Source organism: Gemella massiliensis, assembly GCF_900120125.1.
GTDB classification, from domain to species: Bacteria; Bacillota; Bacilli; order Staphylococcales; family Gemellaceae; genus Gemella; species Gemella massiliensis.
Map to the genome: position 1 here is coordinate 213,991 of NZ_LT635544.1, position 24,651 is coordinate 238,641.

General features: G+C 30.1%; 22 protein-coding genes and 2 other annotated features. Of the genes, 10 read left to right on the top strand and 12 right to left on the bottom strand.

The annotated features are described in order from the left end of the window. Window positions 1–222 precede the first annotated feature (222 nt). Window positions 223–1,470, top strand: a complete 1,248-nt coding sequence (locus BQ7358_RS01000; RefSeq protein ID WP_197415958.1) for an SLC13 family permease — start codon at window positions 223–225, stop codon at window positions 1,468–1,470. A 232-nt stretch (window positions 1,471–1,702) separates the two neighbouring features. Here the strand turns inward: BQ7358_RS01000 and BQ7358_RS01005 are convergent, their stop codons facing one another. The 6 genes from BQ7358_RS01005 to metE all read right to left on the bottom strand — a co-directional run bounded on the left by BQ7358_RS01005 (window position 1,703) and on the right by metE (window position 9,044). Further along, window positions 1,703–4,012 (bottom strand): ABC transporter permease, encoded by a 2,310-nt coding sequence (locus BQ7358_RS01005; RefSeq protein WP_072520111.1) that lies wholly within the window; start codon window positions 4,010–4,012, stop codon window positions 1,703–1,705. A gap of 1 nt (window position 4,013) precedes the next feature. Then, window positions 4,014–4,712, bottom strand: coding sequence for an ABC transporter ATP-binding protein (locus BQ7358_RS01010; RefSeq protein ID WP_062172767.1), 699 nt, complete (start codon window positions 4,710–4,712; stop codon window positions 4,014–4,016). A 245-nt stretch (window positions 4,713–4,957) separates the two neighbouring features. Then, window positions 4,958–5,218: a hypothetical protein gene (locus tag BQ7358_RS09120; protein ID WP_250636700.1), complete on the bottom strand. Its 261-nt coding sequence runs from the start codon at window positions 5,216–5,218 to the stop codon at window positions 4,958–4,960. After that, the gene (locus BQ7358_RS08860) at window positions 5,218–5,982 is read right to left on the bottom strand and encodes a methylenetetrahydrofolate reductase (protein ID WP_268762333.1); all 765 of its coding nucleotides are present in this window, start codon (window positions 5,980–5,982) and stop codon (window positions 5,218–5,220) included. The genes BQ7358_RS09120 and BQ7358_RS08860 overlap by 1 nt, the downstream gene beginning before the upstream one ends. Continuing rightward, window positions 5,907–6,797, bottom strand: a complete 891-nt coding sequence (locus tag BQ7358_RS08865) for a homocysteine S-methyltransferase family protein (RefSeq protein ID WP_234971550.1) — start codon at window positions 6,795–6,797, stop codon at window positions 5,907–5,909. Before BQ7358_RS08865 ends, BQ7358_RS08860 begins: the two co-directional genes overlap by 76 nt. Window positions 6,798–6,809: 12 nt before the next feature. Then, window positions 6,810–9,044: a 5-methyltetrahydropteroyltriglutamate--homocysteine S-methyltransferase gene (gene metE / locus BQ7358_RS01020; protein WP_072520112.1), complete on the bottom strand. Its 2,235-nt coding sequence runs from the start codon at window positions 9,042–9,044 to the stop codon at window positions 6,810–6,812. A gap of 83 nt (window positions 9,045–9,127) precedes the next feature. Next, window positions 9,128–9,338: a binding site (T-box leader), on the bottom strand. 42 nt (window positions 9,339–9,380) lie between these two features. Next, window positions 9,381–9,601 (bottom strand) — a binding site (T-box leader). A 259-nt stretch (window positions 9,602–9,860) separates the two neighbouring features. Here metE and BQ7358_RS01025 point away from each other — a divergent pair. Both BQ7358_RS01025 and BQ7358_RS01030 read left to right on the top strand, forming a co-directional pair. Then, window positions 9,861–10,808: an HD domain-containing protein gene (locus tag BQ7358_RS01025; RefSeq protein WP_062172771.1), complete on the top strand. Its 948-nt coding sequence runs from the start codon at window positions 9,861–9,863 to the stop codon at window positions 10,806–10,808. Between the two features lie 15 nt (window positions 10,809–10,823). After that, window positions 10,824–11,900, top strand: coding sequence for a hypothetical protein (locus tag BQ7358_RS01030; protein WP_062172774.1), 1,077 nt, complete (start codon window positions 10,824–10,826; stop codon window positions 11,898–11,900). A gap of 161 nt (window positions 11,901–12,061) precedes the next feature. Here the strand turns inward: BQ7358_RS01030 and BQ7358_RS01035 are convergent, their stop codons facing one another. After that, window positions 12,062–12,925 carry an NAD(P)-dependent oxidoreductase gene (locus BQ7358_RS01035; RefSeq protein ID WP_062172776.1) on the bottom strand — a complete coding sequence of 288 codons (864 nt, stop codon included), beginning with the start codon at window positions 12,923–12,925 and terminating at the stop codon, window positions 12,062–12,064. 170 nt (window positions 12,926–13,095) lie between these two features. On the opposite strand from BQ7358_RS01035, the gene BQ7358_RS01040 reads away from it, so the two are divergent. After that, window positions 13,096–13,992 carry a 1,4-dihydroxy-2-naphthoate polyprenyltransferase gene (locus BQ7358_RS01040; protein ID WP_234971551.1) on the top strand — a complete coding sequence of 299 codons (897 nt, stop codon included), beginning with the start codon at window positions 13,096–13,098 and terminating at the stop codon, window positions 13,990–13,992. A 178-nt stretch (window positions 13,993–14,170) separates the two neighbouring features. On the opposite strand, the gene BQ7358_RS01045 is transcribed toward BQ7358_RS01040, so the two are convergent. The 3 genes from BQ7358_RS01045 to BQ7358_RS01055 all read right to left on the bottom strand — a co-directional run bounded on the left by BQ7358_RS01045 (window position 14,171) and on the right by BQ7358_RS01055 (window position 17,395). Next, window positions 14,171–14,794: an NAD(P)H-dependent oxidoreductase gene (locus BQ7358_RS01045; RefSeq protein ID WP_072520113.1), complete on the bottom strand. Its 624-nt coding sequence runs from the start codon at window positions 14,792–14,794 to the stop codon at window positions 14,171–14,173. Between the two features lie 90 nt (window positions 14,795–14,884). Beyond that, on the bottom strand, window positions 14,885–16,195 hold the full coding sequence (locus BQ7358_RS01050) for an aspartate kinase (RefSeq protein WP_062172780.1): 1,311 nt from the start codon (window positions 16,193–16,195) through the stop codon (window positions 14,885–14,887). A 51-nt stretch (window positions 16,196–16,246) separates the two neighbouring features. Next, complete coding sequence (locus tag BQ7358_RS01055; protein WP_062172782.1) at window positions 16,247–17,395, bottom strand: homoserine dehydrogenase; 1,149 nt, start codon at window positions 17,393–17,395, stop codon at window positions 16,247–16,249. Window positions 17,396–17,524: 129 nt separating this feature from the next. Between BQ7358_RS01055 and thrC the strand changes: the two genes are divergently transcribed. The 4 genes from thrC (at window position 17,525) to BQ7358_RS01075 (ending at window position 21,567) form a co-directional block, all read left to right on the top strand. After that, window positions 17,525–18,997 carry a threonine synthase gene (gene thrC, locus BQ7358_RS01060; RefSeq protein ID WP_062172784.1) on the top strand — a complete coding sequence of 491 codons (1,473 nt, stop codon included), beginning with the start codon at window positions 17,525–17,527 and terminating at the stop codon, window positions 18,995–18,997. Next, a complete protein-coding gene (gene thrB, locus BQ7358_RS01065; protein WP_062172786.1) occupies window positions 18,997–19,875 on the top strand; it encodes a homoserine kinase in 879 nt (292 codons plus the stop codon). The genes thrC and thrB overlap by 1 nt, the downstream gene beginning before the upstream one ends. A 27-nt stretch (window positions 19,876–19,902) precedes the next feature. Beyond that, window positions 19,903–20,979 carry an aspartate-semialdehyde dehydrogenase gene (gene asd / locus BQ7358_RS01070; RefSeq protein ID WP_062172788.1) on the top strand — a complete coding sequence of 359 codons (1,077 nt, stop codon included), beginning with the start codon at window positions 19,903–19,905 and terminating at the stop codon, window positions 20,977–20,979. A 78-nt stretch (window positions 20,980–21,057) separates the two neighbouring features. After that, window positions 21,058–21,567: a GNAT family N-acetyltransferase gene (locus BQ7358_RS01075; protein WP_062172797.1), complete on the top strand. Its 510-nt coding sequence runs from the start codon at window positions 21,058–21,060 to the stop codon at window positions 21,565–21,567. Window positions 21,568–21,885: 318 nt separating this feature from the next. Here the strand turns inward: BQ7358_RS01075 and BQ7358_RS01080 are convergent, their stop codons facing one another. Next, window positions 21,886–22,254: a DUF6176 family protein gene (locus tag BQ7358_RS01080; RefSeq protein ID WP_062172799.1), complete on the bottom strand. Its 369-nt coding sequence runs from the start codon at window positions 22,252–22,254 to the stop codon at window positions 21,886–21,888. Continuing rightward, on the bottom strand, window positions 22,238–22,966 hold the full coding sequence (locus tag BQ7358_RS01085; RefSeq protein ID WP_062172800.1) for a metallophosphoesterase family protein: 729 nt from the start codon (window positions 22,964–22,966) through the stop codon (window positions 22,238–22,240). Before BQ7358_RS01085 ends, BQ7358_RS01080 begins: the two co-directional genes overlap by 17 nt. A 256-nt stretch (window positions 22,967–23,222) precedes the next feature. Between BQ7358_RS01085 and BQ7358_RS01090 the strand changes: the two genes are divergently transcribed. Next, on the top strand, window positions 23,223–23,996 hold the full coding sequence (locus BQ7358_RS01090) for a type III pantothenate kinase (RefSeq protein ID WP_062172802.1): 774 nt from the start codon (window positions 23,223–23,225) through the stop codon (window positions 23,994–23,996). Between the two features lie 20 nt (window positions 23,997–24,016). Further along, window positions 24,017–24,424, top strand: coding sequence for a hypothetical protein (locus tag BQ7358_RS01095; protein WP_062172804.1), 408 nt, complete (start codon window positions 24,017–24,019; stop codon window positions 24,422–24,424). The last annotated feature ends 227 nt before the right edge of the window (window positions 24,425–24,651 follow it).

Consider the following 24,651-nt stretch of genomic DNA (forward strand, 5'->3'; position numbering starts at 1 on the left):
TATCAATATAATCGTTGATGTAGAATAATATTGTAAAATTTTATTTGCTTTTAATATATAAAATGTGATATTGTTAGAATGTAATTATATAGATATAAAATTTTTGAAAGGGTGATATTATTAGAAATGCTTATAAGGGTAAAGTGGATATTTATACTATTATCGGTTACAATATCAGCTTGCTATTTTTTTTCGGCAACAATGCGGATAGGATTTTTAATTTTGATTTCAATTTTTCTTTTGGCAAGTAATATTGTTCCGGCGTGGTATACAGGATTACTATTTTTTACATCTTGTATTATCGGTAATTTAGCTCCTAAAGAGATATTGTTGTCTGGAGTTATTTCGGATGCTTCTTGGTTGGTTATATCAGGAATAATTATTGGTTCATCGGTTAAATATACAAAATTAGACAGAGTGCTTGCAAGGATTCTTTTACCTATATGTCAAGGAAAGTATTCAAAGGTATTGTTTGGTGTTATGTTGTTGGGAGTAGCATTACTCTTTTTAATGCCTTCAGCAATGAGCAGAATTGTTTTGCTACTTCCTATTTTAAATGCTTTATCAGAAGAGTTGGGTTATAAGAAACTGACTAAGGAATGGGAAGGAGTTCTTGTTATGGGAATTCTTTCGACCTATATACCGGCATTTTATGTATTGCCGTCAAACGTTCCTAATAATGTTTTTATAGGTATTATTCAGAATTTATATGCAACAAATATTTCGTATAGTCAATATTTTTTGTGGTATTTTCCGGTATTAGGTATAGGTAAGTTGATAATTTTATATTTTATAATGTTATTTTTTTATAAAAAATGCCAAGATACTAAGGTTATAAATTTTAATAAAATGTCACTTACAAAACAACAAAAAATATTATCAGTTTTGTTATTTATTACTATGGTTATGTGGATAACCGAGTATATTCATAAAATTCCGACAGGATGGACGGGAATGTTGACATCTTTAGTATGTATGGGTTCCGGAATTGGACTTGTGGATAGCCAACCGTTAAGAAAGATTAATTTTGAACCTTTTTTCTACGTAGCGGGGATTGTAAGTTTAGGTAATGTAGCTAAATATTCCGGTATTGCAAATTTGGCAGCAGAGTATATGGCGAAGGGAATTGAACTATCGACTAAAAGTAAAGTGGAAGTTGCGATATTTATTATAGTGTTGTGTATTATATTAAGTTTTATAGTAACTCTAGTTGGAGTTCCGGCGATAGTAACTCCGTTAATAGAAAAGATTTCTGAAGTAAGTAATGTTTCAAAGGAATTTTTGTATAAGACGGAAGTCTTAGGGTTTTCGAATATATTTTTCCCATTTCAAGCACCGCCGTTAATGGTAGCATTACAAAGCGAAAATTTATCAAAAACAAAAATGACGTTATATTGTAGCATCGTATCAATTTTAGGTTTGGCATTATTTCCTATTTTGGCATTATTCTGGAAAATATTAGGTGTATAATTGTTTAGCAAGTATTTGATGTTTAACTTCACTTTACAAAAGATTTTTAAACGTCTAGTAAATTTTATTGGAATTTACCTATTGGTAGTTAGAGGCAGCAGTTCATTGATTTGGAACTTTACTTTAAAAAATTTTTCCAAAATCTAATAAACTGTGGAAGGGCGACTTGGGGAAATCGATTTTTAAGTCGCCCTATTTTTATTATTGTACTTGTTATAAAACTTATAATAAGTTACTCTCTATTTTTTAAAACTTCACTGAAATTCATTTTTGATATTTTATAAAATTGCAATACACTTACAAATGCGTAGATTAATAGTGTTATAAGGATAGATAATATTACCGTTTTTGCAGAGATATAAAGTTCTAAATATCCTGAAAACTTAAGCATAGAATAATAAGTTATCTCTCTTACCGCATATATTTCAAGAGGTGTTAAAACTATTAAACTGGTCAATATTGTTATTGTTATAGGGCGGATATAGATTTTTGAAATTTCACCGTCAGTATAACCAAAAATTTTTAAATATGCTATTTGTACAGTATTTTTGTCAGTTATTATTTTCATAAGACTGTACATAAAACCTGCTAAGAAAATAGCGGATAAGAATATAAACGCATTTACAAGAGGTCCCATAACATCATATAATTGTTTGGAAACATCAGTTATAGTAGTTGCATCTATGGTAGTTGCAATATATTTCTCATCAATATTTAATTTTTCATTACTGAAGTACCCATTAAAGAAATTTTTTTCTTGTTCTATTTCTTCATTAAGAAATTCTTTTTTTACAAAAGCAGAAAGATTAGATGATTTTTTATAAATATCAACTATCTTATAAGTTTTTTCTTTATCTAATAATTTAGTTTTTACGGTTATTTCATCGCCTACATATTTTCTGAGTTTTTTTGAAAGATATTCACTTATAACTATTTCATTTTTATTTTCGGGTAGTTTTGTATTTTCAAAATATTTTGAATTCTCACTAATTCCTAAAAAGAGAATATTTTCATCAGTTTTTTTGATTGTATGATAAACACTTGCAGATATTGTTGTATATTTTTCCGCTGTTTTATTTTCAATTTCTGTCGGTGTTTTTAAGATATATTGATAGTTACACATTAAGTTTTCTTTTAATTTATTTCCATAGTTTTCAAATGTAGGTTTTGCGGAAATCCCAAAAATAAACAATATAGAAGTTATAAAAATTCCGAGTATTATTGCAACATAATCTCCTCTGTTTGATTTTACAACAGACTTTTTGAACGATCCTAAAAAATTCTTCTTGATTTTAAAATTTTTTATAGATTTGGCTTTTGCCTGATTTTTATAATGTTTTAAATTCTTTCTTAAAAAATCTAATGGAGAAAAATTTAATTTCCTATATATATATAAGTAATTAAAAATCAAAATTATAGAAATCGGAATTATTGTTGTAATTATTAGTGCTTCCAAATTAAAAGTAGGGGTGAAGCTTGGAAGATCATAAGACTTGTAGTAAACTTCTTTGAATGAGTTCGTGAAATACGTGTATCCTAAAATATTTCCCAAAATTGCTGCAAAAAAAGTTATTATTAACGAATTTGCAATATAATTTAAAACAAGTTCCGATTTTTTATATCCATTTGCGAGAAGTATTCCGATTATTTCAGATTCTTCTTGTATCTTACTTACGATAGAAAGTGCAAATATAAATCCTATTAAAATTACCATAAGACAAAGCATAGCGATCATCATAGGTCTATCTCCGCCCATATCATCTATTAGATAACTTATTGCATTATTATCTTTTTTTGTAATTTGTTCTGAAACGGTTTTTAATTTATTTGCTGATTTTAATATATTTTCGTTTTTTTCATCAATTTCTTTTTTGTTGAGATTTCGTTCGTTAAAACGGTAGGAAACTTGATATTTTAATTTACTTTCATTAAAAATATCTTTTTCTTCTTCAGATACCAAGCCGACTCCGAAGTCTATTGCATTAAATAATAAATCACTGTTTTTTTGAAATGCCGAGTTATAATCAGGTAGAGCGGCAAGCCCTACTATTTTGAAAGTATGTTCTTTTCCATCTTTAAAAAATTCTTTTTGGAATGTTATCGTATCTCCAATTTTTAAATTGTTATTTTTGGCAAACAGGTTATTTACAACTATTTCATTTTTATTTGTCGCAAGGGTACCTTCATTTATAACGGGAATATTTATGGTTGTTCTATTTTTAAAAATTCTAATTTCCTTGTCATTATTACCTTTTGTAATTCCCTTAACTTTTGTATCAATATAAGATGTTTTTTCGGCTTTTGTATTTTCTTTTTCAATAGATTTCATAATTTCATCCGTCGGATCAAAGGCGAATACTATTTTTCCGTCTTCTACAGTCCCTTTTGACATAAGGTCATAATATAATCCCTTAATACTTCCTGATGCAACCAGCATACCTGATGTTACGGAAATCATGGAAATCATAAGAATAAAGAGAAATAAATTTTTTGACCATTGTTTTTTTAAACTGCGAAAAATTCTTTTGTTTAAGTTTCTCATACTACCACTCCAATTCTTGTGCATCAACCACTTTTTCATTTTCTATTTTTTGAGCTATAGCGCCATCTTTAAGTCTTATGATTGTATTTGACATTTTTGTTATTTCTTCGTTGTGTGTTGCTATTATAATCGTAGTTTTATGTTCTTTATTGATTTTTTGAAGAAGGGATAAAATATCTTTTGAAGTTTTGTAATCAAGAGCACCTGTCGGTTCGTCACAAAGTAGTATTTCAGGTTTTTTAATTAAAGCACGGCCTATTGCACATCGTTGTTGTTGCCCGCCTGATAATTGTCTTGGATATTTATTTCTGTGTTCCCACAAACTTAAGTCTTTTATCAGTTTTTCAATATCCATAGGATTGTTGTGAATAAAAGAACCGACCTGAATATTTTCCGTTACGGTTAAATCAGGAATTAAATTATAAAATTGGAAAACAAACCCTAAATATTTTCTTCTGAAATTAGTAAGATCTTTTTGTTTTAAATTTGAAACTTCAAATTCATTTATTATAATAGAACCGCTGTCGATTTTTTCAAGTCCGCCGATTGCATTAAGTAAAGTTGATTTACCCGATCCTGAAGGACCTAATAGAGTACAAAGTGTTCCTTTTTCCAGAGAAAAATTTATATCTTTTAAAATATTGATTCTATTTTCTTTTGTTCCATAAGCTTTATTCAAATTTTTAACAACTAAAAACATAAGTTCCCCCTCATTTCATGTGTATTATTACTATCATTATACTACTATACTTGTAATTTTTAAAGAGAGATATTTAATTATTTAGTGTGATAGGAGTGCTTTTAAAAATATAATTAAGAAAAATAGTAAATTATAGTTGTTATTAAAAAATAAAATTATAATTTTGTTTTTTAATAGTATTTTAATTAGTTATATTTAATAAACTCGGAGCTTTAGAAAATTTAAAGTTCCGAGCTTAAATATTTTTAATTTTTCTGGAGGCTCTCTATATAATTTATTAATTCAATGGTAAAGCTATATTGAGAAAAGGGGGTAATCAGATAAATGCCGTTAAAGTATTTTAATACTGTGTTTAGTAGTTTTTTACTTTCTTCCAAAGCGATTTGTTGGCAAGCTGTTTTATCATTCTTTACTTCTTCCAACTTGTTAAGGAACTCTTCTGATAATTTTATTCCCGGTACTTCATTGTGAAGAAATATTGCATTGTTATAGCTTGTAATTGGCATTATACCGATAAAAAATGGAGTATCCGGATATTTTTTGCAATTTCTGAGAGTTGTTCAATTTTTTTATGTTCATAAATTGGTTGCGTAATAAAGTAATCAGCACCCGCATTTATTTTTTTCTCAATCAGCCGTTCGGTTTTATTAATATCTCTTACATTAGGATTGTAAGCTGCCGCTACTGTGAAGTTAGTGGTTTTTTTCAGTGAAGCTCCGTTATAACCTAAACCGTTATTAAGTTGTTTAATAAACGGTATAAGTTTTAGACTTGTTACATCATAAACACTTGTTGCTCCGGGGAAATCTCCAAGTTTACTGGGGTCTCCGTTGATTGCAAGAACGTTGTTAAAACCTAGTAAATCCATTCCCATAAGTCGTGATTGTAGACCGATAAGATTGTGATCACGACAGGTTACGTGTAGCAGTGTTGGAGTTGAAATATGTTCTTTTAGGATAGTCGCAGCACTTAGATTACAAATACGTGTACTTGTCAAAGAATTATCTGCTAATGTAATGGCTTCAATATTTTTTTTATCAATAGCTTTTGCCCCTTTGATAAATTTATCGATGTTTAAATGTTTAGGTGGATCCAGTTCAGCTATAATTGTAACTTTTTGTTTAACTTTATCAACAATAGTTGGCTTATTGTTAGAATCTTTTATTAATTCTTCTTCAGCGGGAAGAGGAGTTATTAATTTACGTTTAACAGGTGCCAGCCCTCTGATACCTTTTTTATAGCTCGAATATGGTCGGGTGTAGTTCCGCAACAACCACCTATAAGTCTAACACCTTCTTCAACTAATAGTTTGGCACTTTGTTCAAAATAGGTAAAGTTTCTTCTAAAACGATATTCACTACCGTTGGTTGTTTGGGTTAGTTGTAATAAACTTGCGTTAGGATATACCGATAAATAACTTTGAGCAAATAGCGGTACTTGTTTTAGACTTTTTATCATGTGATATGGACCTAGATGACAGTTTAGACCGACTATATCAGCACCGAGATTAACGAGTACGCTTAGAGAATTCGTTACTTTTTGACCGTCTTGTGTTATTCCTGCTTCAAGCAGAGAAATATTAGTTATTATAGGTAAAGATGTAAGTGGTCTTACCGCTTTAAGTACCTTCTGTATTTCTTCTAGATCGTAATATGTTTCAAAGAGTAGACCGTCTATTTTATTGGTTGCCAATAATACATTTACTTGAGCGATTGTTTCATCTACTATTTGGTCTAAAGTAAGTTCACATTCACGAAGTCCGCGAATAGCTCCGATAGTTCCTAATACAAAGTGATCTTCTCCGGCGGCTTTTCGAGCTATTTCGACCGCTTTTTTGTTGATTTCTTTAAATTTATTACTGTAGCCGTAGACTTTTAGTTGATATTTTTTTGCAGCGTAAGTATTTGTTTGAATTATGTCTGCACCGGCATTAATATATGAAAGATGTATCTTTTCCACACTTTTTGGATTTGTTAAATTATAGTTTTCATGACAACTCTCAAGACCATTACCATAAAGGGCGGTACCCATAGCACCGTCAGCAACGAGAATATCCGTTTCCAGTCTTTTTAATAAATCACGCATATACATGCCTCCTTATTTATCGGAAAGTTCTTGGCGAATTTCTTTAGTTGTTTCTACTAATATTTTAAGGGCTTCTATGGTTTTTTTTTCATCACGTGTTTTAAGACCGCAGTCCGGATTAATCCAAAATTGCTCTTTGGATAATTTTTGTAATGGACGTAAAATATTGTGTCTAATTTCTTCTTTTGTCGGGATACGTGGTGAGTGGATGTCATAAACTCCTAAACCGATTCCTAACGGATAGATTGCAGTTTCAAAAGCGGAAATTAATTCTCCGTGGCTTCTGCTAGTTTCAATAGATATAACATCGGCATCTAATGCACGGATCGAGTCGATTATCTCATCGAAGTTGGAGTAACACATATGAGTATGAATTTGGGTATCATCTTTAACCGATGAAGTAGCAAGTCTAAATGCAAATACCGCTTCTTCAAGGTATTTAGTTTTTTTGTTATTACGCAGCGGTAATCCTTCACGTAAAGCCGGTTCATCAACTTGAGTAACGGAAATACCCGCTTTTTCCAGCAAATTAATTTCATTTTTAAGTGCTATAGCGATTTGATTAAAGATTTCAGCTTTCGGAATATCTGTGCGTTCAAATGACCAGTTTAAAATAGTTATCGGTCCGGTTAACATTCCTTTAACAGGATGATTAGTTAAACTTTGAGCATAGGCGGTTTCTTTAACAGTTACAGCCTGAATATGTTTTACATCTCCGTAGATAATGGGAGGTTTAACTCCACGTGAACCATAAGACTGAACCCAACCGAATTTTGTCGAAGCGAAGCCTGCAAAACGTTGACCGAAAAACTCCACCATGTCGGTACGTTCAAATTCACCGTGAACAAATACATCAAGATCAAGATTTTCTTGAATTTTTATCCAACGTGCAATCTCTTCTTTAATGAATTTTTCATAATCAGTATCAGATAATTCTCCTTTTTTCCATAAAGCTCGTTGCAAACGAACCTTTTTAGATTGTGGGAATGAGCCGATTGTTGTTGTCGGTAATAACGGGAAGTTAAAACGTTTAGCTTGAACAACACGACGAACGGCGTAGTTGGATAAGCGAGTAGAACGAATATTGTTTATTGATTCAAGTTCCAAATTTCTAAAATCAGCTTGTTGAAGTTTTTTGTAATTTTCGATGTGGTTATTATAATCAGGGTTGGTAATTTCGTCTAATTTTTCAGCTAATAATTTTAATTCAGTTAATTTTTCATCAGCGAAAGCCAGCCCGTTTAATAAAGTTTTATCTAATTCAGTTTCATTTTTAGCGGTTACCGGAACATGAAGAAGAGATGATGATGGTTGAATAATTAATTCTTTTACATTGTCCTTTAATATCTTTAATAATTTTTCAGTAGTTTCAAAGTTGTTGCTCCAAATATTACGTCCGTCAACAACACCGGCAAAGACGGTTTTATTTTTAAATAAACCGGATTCGATATAAGATAAGTTTTCTTCTAAGCCATGAACAAAATCTAAACCGAATGCAACCGGTAAATCTATTAATTTTTCAGAACTAACCAATGCTTCAAAATATGTCTGAAAAATTAATGTTGCATTTATATTTTTATTAAAATGATTATAAACTTCATAAGCATATTCAATATAATTTTTTCCTTCATCGGTAACAAAAATAGGTTCATCTATTTGGATATAAGTGGCGCCCGCAGTTACTAATTCTTTAAATACTTTGGTATAAAGAGGTACTAATTTATTCAAGGCGTCTTTAAAGTCGCTAACTCCTGATGATAATGCTATAAAGGTAATTGGACCTGTAATGACAGGTTTAGCTTTATTACCGACGATTTCACGAGCTTCTTTATATAAATCAAGTAAGCGAGTGTTATTTAGTTTCGGTTGGGCATTGTCCCATTCCGGTACAATGTAATGATAATTGGTATTAAACCATTTTTTCAATGCTGATGCAACATGTTTTTTGTTACCGCGTGCAATATCGAAAAATAAATCAATATCAACTTTTCTGTCAGAAAAGCGTTTTGGAATAATATTGAATTGAATTGATAAATCTAAAATTTGGTCATATAGCGAAAAATCTCCGACCGGAATAAAATCTACTCCCGCATCAAATTGTTTTTTCAAAAATTCTTTACGTAGTTTGGTAGTTTCTTCAAATAATTCATTTTGTCGAATTGTTTTGTTCCAGTAACCTTCAATTAATTTCTTCCATTCTCTTTTTTCACCTAAACGAGGGTATCCTAAATTTGAAATTTTTGTCATGTAACTTTCCTCCTAAAAAATTAAAATATGTATGACAGTATATTTATGCAGTAAAAAACGTCCTTTAACAATAAATACTATTGCTAAAGGACGTAAATTACGTGGTACCACCTTAGTTTATTTACACACCGTGTAAACCTCATTAAACATTAACGCTGTTAAGCGTAATCATCTCGCAGTGCTTGATGATTAAAACTCCAAGACCATATTCAAAAAAATTGTTTAATCTCTTTTCAGCTACCGAGATTCTCTAATATAAACGCCTTTTTTTACTCATCTTTTCCCTGTATGATATATATTAATAGACAGTTATAAAATAAACAAAAAGGCGGTAACACAAGGGACGAAAAAACCGTGTTACCACCCAAATTTATAATCTTAAAATAAAAAATTAAAATTACCTCAAAGATTTATAACGATAATCAATCGTGATTAATTTACTGTTGCTCATTAATCCTGCTCAGTGACTATCTACGACGGATAAAAATACTTTCTTTCACCTAATGAAAGCTCTCTGAAAAATTCAATACCGTTGTTCTTCACTTCAACGCTTATTTATTAACTGTTGATAAAGATAGTAACATATTATTTTTTTCTTGTCAATAATTTTTTGGGAAATATATATACATAAAAATTTATAATACCTTAAACAAAGAAAGTAGTAATATTTTAAAATAATAAATATATAGAATGTAATTTTCAAATTTTTTTATATTTTGGTAATTATAAAATTTTTTGAAAAATCCCGTTTAATTTGAATTTTTGTCTGAGAGTTAGTAAAATAGTATATGGAAAATACGAAGAAGGAGTGGAAAAATGTTTATTAACGAATTTAAAACCGATATGGAAGTTAGTATGTTTTTTCTTTTGGATAATGTAGTTCGTGGTATAGCAACAAGCGGGAAACCTTATTTAACCATAACCTTAAAAGATAAAACAGGGAGTATTGACGGGAAAATTTGGGATGTTAAAGATGAAGATACGGAAAATTTAAAATCAGGAATAATAATTTTTGTCGAGGGGACAGTATTAGATTATCGTGGTAAATTACAACTAAAAGTAAAAAATTATCGCTTAAAAACCGGTGATGAAAATATTAATATTCAAGATTTTATTCAAACAGCACCACTACCTAAAGAGGTAATGATAAGCGAATTAAATAATTTTTTAAAAGATATAGATAATGCAAAATTAAAAGCGGTAACAATAGAATTATTAAATAAATATAAAAAACAATTTTTGACTTTTCCGGCGGCGAAGTCTATGCACCATGATTTTTATTCAGGACTTATTTACCATACAACAACTATGTTAAAGGTGGCAAAAGCATTGCTTGTTATTTATCCGTCACTAAATAAAGATTTATTATACAGCGGTATTATTTTGCATGATTTAGGAAAAACAGTTGAATTAAGCGGCCCGATAGGAACATCTTATACACTCGAGGGTGAACTTTTAGGGCATATAGTTATTATGAGTGATGAAGTAGCCAGAGCGGCTGAAAAACTTGGTATAAATGGCGAGGAAATTATTTTGCTACGTCATATTATTTTGGCACATCATGGTAAGTATGAATTTGGTTCGCCTAAGTTACCGATGCTTAAGGAAGCGGAAATTATTAATTTTATAGATAATATAGACGCCAGAATGCAAATGTTTGATAAAAATTTAGCAAATGTAGAACCGGGTAGTTTTTCTGATAAACTGTTCGGTTTAGAAGGACGCCACTTTTATGTGCCGACATTTGATAAAGAAGAAGGATAAAGGAATTGGTAGATTATGAATAAGATGATGAAATATGTATTAGGTTTTGTTGGAATATTTTTAGCGGCGCTAGTTTGTGTTTTTGGAATAGTAAAGTATGAAGAGTACAAAGAGCAAAATACTATAAATGAAAGTGCCAATTTAGGAAATGTTAATAAACAGGATTTGTCAAAAGAAACAACGGTAATTTTGGAAAAAATAAATAATACAACAGATATAGAAAATTTAAAATCATTAATAAATTTGGATAACTATACTATAGGTACTATTAACAACTATAATTCACGTCTAAGTTATGCGGTAGATAACAGTTCCGGTGAAGATAAGATAGTTGTAAAAACAGGTGGTTATTACAAAGATAATAAAGCGATAGATATAAACAGATGGATAGGTATATATAAAGTCGGCAATAATAAATTAGAAAAAACTAATGATAATATTGAAGATTTAAAGACAAAAACTAAAGATAAATTGAAATGGAATAATATCAATTTAAAAAACACAAAACATAATAGACAAGCGGCGTATGAAACGGTAAGAACATATCTATTCCATATACATGATAAAAAGGGATATAAATTACAACCGGTAACTTTGTTCGGTTATCTTCCGGATCCTGACAAAAGAATACAAGGAACAGGCGATATAACCGGATTTACTGTTATTTCATTACAGGAATTAACGGACATATACAATACAGTTTATCCGGATACCTATAATGACTCACAAGTAAAAGATGATATAATAAATGTCATAAAAAATTCTAACACAAAAGAAATGTATAAAGAAATAGATGACAGTTTTGAGAAAAACGGAAAAACAATGCTTTCTGATATAAAATTAGGAGAAACGGTATTTTTTAAAAAAGATAATATATACTTAACCGCAATGGGCGGAATAGGCGGAGCGTCACCGATATCGCCTTCAGAAGATTTATCACAATATAAGGAAGATGGAGAAAGAATAATTGTACCGATAATAGATATTTCAAAAAATGGAAGAGTAGACGGTGAATATATCCTTCGTTTAAATAATAAACATTATGAAGGGGGAAACAGCCCAAGTAAATATTATATAGAGGAGATAAGATAGATATAGAAAATAACACCGCAAACTGTACTGTCCAAATGCTAAAAATTTTAAAAAGCCAATCTAAATTTTAGCATTTACTTATTAGTAGATAAATTATACGGGAATGACTCGATAAAATTGATTTTTAAAAAATCATGATTTTTGAGTCGTTCCCGTTATTTTTAAAGATTATAGTATTTAGAGATGGCTTGTGTTCCGTTAGTATTTTTAACTTCTTCTTCTAAACTGGTATAAAGTTTATAGACAAGTTCAAGACCCGGAAGTTTAATATTCATTTTTTCACATTCTTCTAGTGCCAATCGCATATCTTTTATAAAGTGATGGACGAAAAATCCGGGTTTAAAATCACCTTTCAAGATACGTGGACCGTAAGAAGTCATAGAAAAACTTCCACCGGAACCGGTTGAAACGGTTTTAAAGAAATCGTCCATATTCAGACCGACAGATTTCGCAAATTTAAAGCTTTCTGCTACTGAAATCATAGTAGTGGCAATAGCGATCTGATTAGCAAGTTTTGTATATTGACCTTTACCCGCTTTGCCGAAATAGGTGATATTTTTACCTAAATGTTGTACCAGCGGTAAAACATTTTTTTCAAAGACATCTTTATCTCCACCTGCCATAATAGAGAGTGTACCGTTTTTAGCACCTATATCTCCGCCGGTAACAGGTAAATCTAAAGCAAAAGCTCCAACTTTTGCAAATTCGGCACTTATTTTTTCTGCCAAAGTAGGTGATGATGTAGACATATCTACAAATATTTGCCCTTTTTTAGCGTTTTTTAAAAGTCCGTGTTCACCTAAATAAACTTCTTCAACATCTTTAGGATAGCCGACCATAGAGAAAACTATATCAGCTTTTAACGGTGCATCCTCAATTTTTTCTAAAAGGGTTGCTCCTCTTTTAATAAGGGCTGCTGTTTTAGACTGAGTTCGATTATAAACAAATAACTCATGTCCGGCATCCAATAAATGCCCAGCCATACTTTCTCCCATTACACCGGTACCGATCCATACAATTTTCATAATTATATCCTCCGTTATTCTATTTCTTTTTTTATTATATCATAAAATAATGTAAACGTTCTACTTTTAAATGCCAATCGGGATTTAATTATTTTCTTAATCTTTAATTTAATTATTTTTTAAGAAATATGCTATAATGATAAAGTATAAAATAATTTTTGGAGGTTATTGTGGATAAATTAAGAGAATTTTTCTTATGTACAAGACCGCATAGTTATCCTGCAGCTTTTGCACCCGTACTACTTGGATCAGCCTATGCTTTAAATTATGTTAAGAGTATATCATATATAAAATTTTTAATATTTTTAGTAGCATGTTTATTAATTCAAGCTGCAACAAATCTATTTAATGAATATTATGATTATAAGAAAGGCTTAGATAAAATTGATTCAGAAGGAATTTCCGGTTCAATAATAAAAGGTAGGTTAAGTGCTAAAGAAGTCTTAGTCGGTGCAATACTTCTTTATTTAATAGCACTGATTTTCGGGATAATTCTTTCTTTTATAACAAGTTTTAATATTTTTATAGTCGGGATAATTTGTATGTTTGCAGGATATTTTTATACAGGAGGTAAGTATCCTATTGCATATTCTCCGTTTGGAGAAATTGTATCCGGATTTTTTATGGGTACTGTGATAGTAAGTTTAGCATTTTATATTCAAACAACTTTTGTAAATATAGATATAGTAATAATATCAGCACCGCTGTTTTTATTAATCGGCAGTATCCTTCTTGCCAATAACATTCGTGATTTGGATAATGATAAAAATTCAGGCAGAAAGACTTACGCAATAGTTGTAGGAAAAAACTATGCAATTAAAACATTAGCCGCAGTGTTTATTATTGTTTATAGTTTAAATATTTTATTCTCATTCACTAAGTACGGTACATTTTTTAACTTACTCGTTTTGCTAACATTACCTTTAGCTGTAAAAATAATAAAAGGCTTTAACGATAATAATGATAAAAAAACTATGGCACCTTATATGGTTCTTACTGCTAAATTAACTATTTTTATAGGATTATTAATGTCAGGTGCGTATATATTAAAGTATATATTTTTATAATATGAAGTAAATAGAAAATGGGAGCGACTTAAAAATTGCGATTTTGTTAGAAATCAATTTTTTAAGTCGCCCTTGATAATTTATTAGATTTTAGATTAGTCTTTTTCAATTTGTTATATTTAATTTATGCAGTAGTCTATTGGTGTTTAAATTAGTTTTGAAAACAATAATAAGATAATTATAAGGTTTCTTTTATTATTTTTGTTAAATCCATTTTTGCAGTTTCTATTATTCTTTCTTTATTATTTTTTTCCAAATCCAACCCTTGAACACGCAAAAGTTGCATATGATTTATTCCCATTACACCGAGTATTCCTCGGAGATAATCAACGGTAAAATCAAGATTTATATACTGAATATGGCTATCAAATTCTCCGCCACTTGTAAGAACAAAGATAATTTTTTTGTCCGGATTATCAAGCCCAATTAAAGTTTCTATTTCACATTCAAAAGTTTCATTTACTATAACGATATTATCAATATAATCTTTAAATTTAGAAACAATATTAAAATTATGAAGCGGCATATAGATAAATATTATATCAGTGTTTTTCCATTGGGCTAATAATTCTTTTTGTCTTGTATAATCTTTTTGTTCTTTTGGTGTCAATTTTTTGTTTTCATAATTAAACATATGTTTATCCATAACAGGAATATAACAATTCGGTGAGTACAGGTTTAAAGTTTTGATATTGTTAAAACCTTTCTTCTTTAATTCTGTTTCACCGGTTAAGGCTAAAATATTGGAAACACGATTTTTGTTATCAAAATCCGGATGGCAAAGAATTTGCAATACGTTCATAACAATTCTCCTTTGAAGATGATTTTTAGTAACATTATATCATAAAAAAGTATCTTAAACCGAAAAATTTAGGTTTAAGATACTTAATTGTTACTTAAATTCATTATAAAGGGCGGTTATTGTTTTTTCATAATCATTATTATGAACACCGATAATAATATTTATTTCATCATTGGTTTGTGAGATTAATGCAATATTAACTCCTGCTTTACCTAAAGAACCGAATAAACGTGCCGATAAGCCGAGAGAATTTTTCATTTTTTCACCAACGGTGGCTATAAGAGAAATTTCGTTTGTTACATTAATTTCATCAGCTTGAATAATATTTTTAATTTTTGCTACAAGTTCATGAATAAATGGCTTGATCGTATTTGTTTCGACAACAATAGAGAATGAATCAATACCACTTGGAATATGTTCGATATTGACGTGATATTCTTCGAGTACCTTAAGGACTTTTCCTACCAATCCGATTTCGTTTGCCATATGATTTTTTTTAATAGTAATGATGGAAAAATTCTTTTTGCCGGCGATACCGGTAACGATATTTTTATTTTCAATTATATCTGCATTATCGCTAATAATTGTACCGGTATTTTTAGGGTTATTGGTATTTTTAATTTGAATAGGTATTTCTTTATCACGAACAGGAAAAATCGCTTCTTCATGGAGAACACTTGCCCCCATATAAGAAAGTTCACGTAGTTCTGAGTAGTTGATTACTTTAATTTCACGCGGATTTTTTATAATACGCGGATCAGCCATAAGAATACCCGAAACGTCCGTCCAGTTTTCATAAACCTCGGCATCTGCGATATTTGCAATAATAGCACCTGTTACGTCACCGCCTCCACGTGACATTATTTTAATTTCACCATTCGGCAGACTTCCGTAAAAACCGGGAATTAATAATTTATCATGCTTTTTAATTAATTTATTAAAAGCATCTTGAGTTTTTCCGTAATCAATTTTACCTTGGTAATTGAAAAAAATTAAATTTTTGGCATCAACAAAGTAATAGCCTAAATATTCAGCCATAAGAAGTCCTGTCAAGTATTCGCCACGACTAACCAGATATTCTTCATCAATGTCCTTAGTAAGTTCATTTTTAAGTTTGGTAAGTTCACCTTGAATATCAAATGTTAATCCTAATTCATCTGCAATAGTTAAATATTTATTCTCAATCATTGAAAAAATAGTGTCAGTACTGATATTGTATTTAATATGAGCGTAGCACAAGTATAGTAAATCTGTTATTTTATTATCTTTGTTGTCAGCTTTACCTATTGCACTGACTACTACAAGTTTTCTTGCAGGATCCAGTTCCACTATATTTTTAACTTTTTTAAATTGTTCAGCACTTGCTACTGAACTTCCTCCAAATTTAGCTACTTTGACCATTTAAAATCTCCTTTTCAATAATTTCATTTGTTACTTTAGCATTATTTACTATTAATGAAATTTAGCCACTAATATATTGTTATCTTGTTTTAGTAATTTTAGCAGTTGTTCTAATTGTTCTAAAGTAATTTCCTTAGTTTTTAAATAATGATTTTCTTTATATTGTTCACTGCTTTCAATAAAATCATGGTTTAAATTAACTTTAGAGCGTAGTAAATAATTCTTTCTGGTAAGTTTTTTAGAGAAGACAAGATGATTTTTTATAGTAATCTCTTTTCTCGGTACGTTTGAATTAATATCAATTATATCTTGGACAATAGCATTACCGGTTGGAAACTTTCCTGCCCCTTGTCCGAAAAATTTAAGTTCGCCTATAAAGTTTCCGTTTAGTGTAATAATATTATTATTTAACGGAACAACGGCTTCTTGACTATCTTTAGAAAAAATAGTAAGCATAACGGAAGTTTCATAGTTTGAATCGTTAACATTTGCTTCACCGATATATTTTATAGCGAAATCATGTTTTTTCAGATAATCAATATCGTTTTTTGTGATGTAACGCATTGAGTATGTAGGAAATTCTGGTGAAATATGAATATTAAATCCTAACGCATTGCTCAAAATAATTTTGTTAACAACATCACCACCATCAATATCCGCACTTGGATCTGCTTCTGCATAACCGAGATTTTGAGCAGTTTTTAATGTAGAATCAAATTCTTGATTATTTCTATACATATTATCTAAGATGTAGTTGCTGGTTCCGTTGAAAATTCCGTAGATTCGATTTATTTTGTCTACTCTTCCCGCTTTTTCAAGACCTGCTAACCATGGTATTCCACCGCCGACACTTGCTTCAAATAAAAATTTAACATTATTTTTTTTAGCAAGAGCAATAAATTCATTAAGATACTTCGCAGCAACAGCCTTATTTGCAGTTACCACATGTTTTTTATGTTCTAGCGATTTTTTAATAAATTCATATGCAGGTGTTAAACCACCCAGACACTCAACAACAAGAGAAATTTCTTTATCATTTAAGATTTCGTTTATATCGTTTGTTGCAAGGGGCATCTTATCACGGCTGCGAGCGAAAACACTTTTTACTTCAATATTTTTTAGTTCCGAAGTAGTGGAATTGGCAATAATATCATAAACACCACTACCTACTGTTCCAAATCCTAAAATTGCTATTTTCATAATAATCTCCTTTATATTAATTTATATTTAAAAAATAAATAAAAAATTTTTATTCTTTTGAGAAAAACACTTGTAATTTTACAGAGAACATTGTATCATATATACATTGATAAAGCAAGGAGATTTTTTATGATTTATGAAAGTACACGAGATATAAATAAAAAAATTAGTCCAAGTGAAGCTATTCTTCAAGGATTAAGTGAAGAGGGAGGTTTATTTGTATTAAGAGATTTGGGAAAAAATAAATTGGATTTAAAAGGCTTGGTTGGTAAAAATTATTATGAAATTGCAGAGGAAGTATTAAAACTATTCGTTGATTTTAGCAGACAGGAAATTAAAGACTGTGTAAATAATGCTTATCGTGGAAAATTTTCTGATGAGAATATAACCCCGCTTGTTAAGTTAAGTGACGGTTATATATTGGAATTATTTAATGGTCCGACGAGTGCGTTTAAAGATATTGGTTTGTCATTATTACCGCAACTAACTAAGACAGCTTTAACAAAGGTAAAAGATAAAAATGACATACTTATATTAACGGCGACGAGCGGAGATACCGGAAAAGCAGCATTGGAAGGCTTTAAAGATGTAACGGGAACAAAAATAATGGTTTTTTATCCTGATGATGGAGTGAGTACAGTTCAAAAAATGCAAATGCAAACTCAAGAAGGAAAGAATACAAAAGTATGTGCTATTTATGGAAATTTTGATGATGCACAAAGTGGTATTAAAGAACTGTTTACAGATGAAGAATTAAAAAAACAATTATTAGAAAAAAATATTAAATTATCAAGCGCAAATTCAATTAATATCGGACGATTAATTCCTCAAATTGTTTATTATATTGTAGCATATGTAGATTTAATTAAAGAGCAAAAAATTACGGTGGGAGAAAAAATAAATTTTATCGTTCCTACCGGAAATTTCGGAAATATCCTTGCCGGTTATTATGCAGAGCGAATTGGTTTACCCATTAATAAGTTAATTTGTGCAAGTAACAGCAATAATGTCTTACATGATTTTTTAACAACCGGTATTTATAATAAAAATCGTGAATTTTTAAAAACTATATCTCCAAGCATGGATATTCTTATTTCCAGTAATCTTGAAAGGTTAATTTACTACATGAGCGGTTGTGATAACAAATATGTTGATAAACTTATGGAAGACTTAAAAGAAACAGGATGCTACAAAGTTAATGATGATATATTGCGAAAAATTACCGATAAATTTCAATCAGGTTTTGCTGATGATAACACTACTAAAAAAATTATCAAAGATATTTATAAAAAAGACGGATATTTATTAGATACTCATACAGCGGTGGCTTACAAGGTTTTGTTGGATAATCCGGATAAAGAACATATAAATGTTGTTCTTTCAACAGCTTCTCCGTATAAATTTACCGAAAGTGTTTATTCGGCAATAAACGGAATAAGTGATAAAGACGAATTTGAATTAATGAAAGAATTAAATAAAAAAACGCAGGTTTCTATTCCGGAAAATCTTAAGGATTTGGATAAAAAAGAAATTAGACACAAAGATGTGATTAAAAAAGAAGATATGAAAAAATATATTTTAGAGAAATTAGGTGAGTTATAATGGTAAAAGTAAGAGTGCCGGCTACATCAGCCAATATCGGTTGCGGTTTTGATACTTTAGGTGTAGCTTTAACTTTATATGCCACATTTGATTTTGAAATAATCGAAAGTGGAGTGGAGTTCGTCGGTTTTGAAGAACGATTTGCCAATGAAAAAAATCTGGTATATGTTACTTTACAAACGGTATTAAGAAAATTAGAAAAAACAATAAGCGGAGTTAGAATTTCTATTCAAAATGATGTTCCGATTTCAAGAGGCTTGGGTAGCAGTTCCACATGCGTTGTAGCAGGGATTTACGGTGCATATTTATTGACAAATACAAGGCTTGATAAACAAGAAATATTTACGATTGCTAATGAAATAGAAGGACACCCCGATAATGTTTCACCGGCAATTTTTGGAAGTTTGAGTTCATCGTGTACAACTGATGACAAAGAAGCTGTAACGGTAAAATATAAGGTGGACGAACGTTTTAACTTTTTAGCACTTATTCCGGATTTTGAAACATCAACGGAACAAGCACGAAAAGTTATGCCGGAAAAAATTTCTTTAAAAGATGCTATTTATTCATTATCAAGACTGGGTTCGGTGATTAAAGCGTTTGAAACCTATAATTTAACTTTATTAAATAAAGTAATGGGTGATAAAATTCATGAACCTTATCGTAAAAGAATAATACATGAATATCAAGAAGTAAAAGAAATTTGTGAAAAAGTGGATAGTAAAGGCTTTTTTATCTCAGGTAGCGGTTCAACACTTATGAATATAGTAGAGTGTGTAGAAAGTATAGAGAAAATAAAAGAAGATTTAGCCAAATTGAAATATAATTGGCGTCCGATTTTACTAAAAGTAGATACGGAAGGAACGGTAGTAATATAAAAATTATAGAAAAGAGGAGAAAAAATTATGCAAAAATCAAAAGTAGCTATTTTAGGTGCAACAGGAATGGTAGGACAACGTTTATTAGTATTATTAGAAAATCATCCATATTTTGACGTTGTTAAATTGGCGGCTTCGCCACGCTCGGCGGGGGAAAAATACAAAGAGTTAATGGAAAATCGTTGGAAATTGGATTTAGCCATACCGGAATATGCAAAAAATTTAATAGTAGAGGATTTATATGAAATTGACTCAGTAACTAGGGGTATTGACTTGGTATTTTGTGCGATTAACTTAGACAAAGAAAAATTAGTTAAATTGGAAGAAGACTATGCAAAACATGAAGTCGTTGTTGTTTCCAATAATTCTGCCAATAGAAATAAAGATGATGTACCGATGATTATTCCGGAAATAAACTCAGCACATCTTGATATTATTCCAACCCAAAGGAAACGACTTGGGACTGAAAAAGGATTTATCGCAACTAAACCGAATTGCTCAATTCAAAGTTATGTGCCTATTTTTGAGGTTATTAAAGAATATGGAATCAAAGAAGCATCTATTTGCACTTATCAAGCAATATCAGGAAGCGGAAAAACATTTAATGAATGGCCGGAAATGATAGAAAATATTATTCCTTACATTGGTGGAGAAGAGGAAAAAAGCGAAAAAGAGCCGTTAAAAATTTTTGGAGAAATTAAAGACGGAAAAATTGTTCCGACTGATAATATGAAACTGTCAGCACAATGTATTCGTGTACCGGTGTTAGATGGGCACTTAGCTTGTGTATCGTTTAATCTAAAAAATAATCCGGGAAAAGATGTATTAATTGAAAAAATTAAAAATTTTGTACCGGAAATTGAAAAATATAAACTTCCTTTAGCACCAACACCATTTATTAAATATTATGAAGAAGACGACAGACCTCAACCTGTCTTAGATCGAAACAACGAAAAAGGAATGCAAATAACTCTAGGACGTCTTCGTGAGGATAATTTATTTGACTATAAATTTGTCGGTTTATCACATAATACCTTGCGAGGTGCGGCAGGGGGTGCGGTATTAACTGCAGAATTAATTAAAAAATTAGGTTACTTAGATTAATAATGTTTGATTTCTTCTAAAATAAAATAAATTTATGATATAATTATGAGTAGAGAAAACTTTAAAGTAGGTGGCCAAATGATAGAAATAAGAACAGTAGATTTAGAAGATGCACAAAAATTAGTCGATATCTACAGACCATACGTAGAAGAAACAGCGATTACTTTTGATTATGAAGTGCCTAATATACATGAATTTGAAGAAAAAATTTCAAAAACGATGCAAAAATACCCTTTCTTAGTAGCTGTAGAAAATAAGAAAATTCTCGGATATACTTATGCCGGAGAATTTTATCCAAAGCGTGCTTATGATTGGACTGCGGAAATTACAATATATTTAGATAAACAGGCACGAGGAAAAGGGATTGGAGAGTTGCTTTATAATGAGTTGGAAAAACAATTAATTGAAAAAGGAATTTGTCGTTTAACTTCATGTATCTCATATCCTGATGAAGGGAGTATATCTTTTCATGAAAAACATAATTTTAGAAAAGTGGCACATTTTGAAAAAGTTGGTTATAAATTTAATCGCTGGTATGATGTTGTGTGGTATCAAAAAGATATTCAGGAAAAAGAGTTTATTGAGTAAAAATAATTTCATAAAATATAATTATTTAATTTATCTTATTTTTTAACCGTCTTAAATGAAATGATTAAATCAAAGTATGGGCATTTTCTCATAAAACGCTGATATATAAGTTTTTTGGCTATTTTTAATTTTTTTCAAAATTAAATTAAAATTTAAGTTATATTTAAGGTTCGATATTTATAATATAGATATAACTAGTAAATAGTTATAAACTTCATAAACTTTCCTTTTCTATAAAAGACCGAGATTAAAGTTCTCGGCTCTTTTTTTTATAAATTTTTGTTATTTTATTGCAGAAAGATTTTATATAAGTATGTATTAAAGTTTTCTCATCACTTTTGTTATATTTTTCGGTATCATAACGACGGCAGGGGTTAAGTCAACTGCCGGATAATTCGGATCTATACATTCTTTCCAATATTTTAGGTGCTGTTTATCAATGGCATTTTCTGATGTTTCAACAGGTTCTCCGTCTTCGCCTTGAATAGAATACCAGTACAGATATTCTGCACCGTTTAAGGTTTCACGAAAAATAGTTTCAACATACATCTGCTCACGTTCAAGCGTTAATAAAACGTTTTGCATATTACCGTTAAGAAAATCAAGCCATTCATCTACTGTTTCACTTTTGCCGTCTTTAACTTTAAAACGTGTTAATTCTATATTTAATTTATCTATTGTTTTCATATATATCCCTTTCATCAATGGTACTTTGTTTAATAAGTATGTTATCATCATTAATAATAAAAATATTTAATTTTCCGCCGTAAACACAACCGCCGTCAATATTAATTCTATTTTCTTTTATTTCATAATATGGTTCTTCCATAACAGGACTATGACCGTAGAATATTTTTTTATTATATTTGTTGTTACTGCTTAAAAAGGGTTCTCTTATCCAAATCATATCAAGATGGTTTTGATTCCAAAATGTTTTAGAAAGATCAACACCGGCATGAACAAAGTAAAAATTATCACTTTCATATCTTGTTTGCAGATTTTTTAACCAGTATCGTAACGCTTTATGTTTATCAGCTATTTTTTTAAAATAAAAGCCGCTTTCTTCTTTTGTAGCCTCCGGATAAAATGATCTAAGTGTCATAAGCCCACCGTTTCGGAAATAATGCTCTTGTCTTTTTCGTTCATAAGGTTTATACATTGCTTCTTTCATTGCAAGGTTAAACATATCTTCATGGTTTCCGAGTAAAACTACATGATGAGTACACTCTTTTTGTAAAGTAAAAAAGTATTCCCATACTAATCTTGTATTTTTCCCGCGATCACCCATATCACCTAAACAAATTAATTTATCATTATTAGGATTAAAGTTTATTTCTTTTAATAAATGCTGCATTGTATAAAAACAACCATGAATATCTGAAATTATAATTTTTCTCATTTTGTCACCTACTTTTAGTATATAAACCTTATATTAAAACAAAAATATAAATCTGTAAACTAAAAGATAATAAAAAGTAATAGCATAAAAACCGGTAAGTAGCTATTGTTGAAAAGTGTTAGTTGACTAAAATATATCATTTATCACTTGCAATTTATTCATGTTAAATTTACAATATATTGTTTTAGTTGCTATTATTAATATGATATAATAAAATCATTCATAATGAAGAAATAAATAGCGTGGGAGATTAAAAATGATTTTTGCATTAGATGTTGGGAATACGAATATTGTTTTAGGAGTATTCAGTAGTGAATATAGATTGCTACATTCATGGAGAATAGCTACCGATAATACAAAGACGGAAGACGAGCTGTATGTTATTATCCGTAATTTTTTTGTCGATAAAAATATTAAGTTTGAAGATTTTAACGGTGTTGTAATTTCAAGCGTTGTTCCTAGAATGATGTTTGCACTAAAGTTACTTAGTAAAAAATATTTCAAAAAAGATCCGATTATTGTAACTGCCGGTATAAATACCGGTATAAAAGTACCTGCTCCTTATAGCAGTAAACTTGGTTCAGATAGAGTGGTGGATATAGTAGGAGCTAAGGTGAGTAATTATCTTCCGGCTATTGTTGTAGATTTTGGAACAGCAACGACATTTGATTGTGTTGATAGTGATATGAATTATCGTGGCGGTATTATTTGTCCTGGAATGAATGTCAGTGCCGAAGCATTGTATACAAAAGCTGCCAAACTGCCACGTGTCGAATTTGCTGCTGTTGATACAAGTTTGGGAATGGACACTACTTCCCAAATGCAGGCAGGACTTTTTTATGGTTTTTTAGGACAATTTGAGAATATTATTAAACATTTAAAAAAAGATTTAGACGAAGAGTATCGTGTTGTTTTAACCGGCGGATTATCAAAATTTATTGCAAGATATAGTAGTTTAGTTGATATTGTTGATGAAGATTTAACTTTAAAAGGTATTATAGAATTGTATAAATTGAATAAGGACGTATAGTGTGTATAAGGAATAAAATAATGTTAGAGAGAAAAGATATAGACGTAATAGAATTTGCCAGAAAAATAAGTATGTTAGACGGTAAAACTCCTTTGGCAGATAGTTATGATACGAGATATGGACAAAAAGATAACAGGTGGTGGCTAAGCCAAAGAGAACATCTTACCGTATGGTGCTTATTTCAACCAACCGGGGGAATTAAAGATTTTGAGCATGCACCGAACAACAGTGCGTTAAAAATGTATAATAATTTTGGTCGTCCTGAAACGTTAATATGGTTGGTGGAGGCGTTGAGAGAAGAGCCGAAGATTGTGGAAAATCTTATTTCAAAAATAAGCAAACCCGGTATGAACGCACGCACAGCATGTAAAGAAATTAGGGGGAAAATTCCTTTTAATCGCATAATGGAGCTTTTAGAAAATATATAATCAAGCTATGTTCCTTAAACTATAATTCTTTTTTAAAGAATAAAGAATTGGTATTTCAAGGAAATATAGTGACAATGGAATTTCTAGCCCCTACTACTAACTATTGCTGAAATATTTATAAAATAATATATATATTTGTAAAATAATATATACTATAAATAAACATTATAACTTGTTTGTTGAAAAAAACCGTATATAATAGTAAAATACATTCTAAAGGGATAATG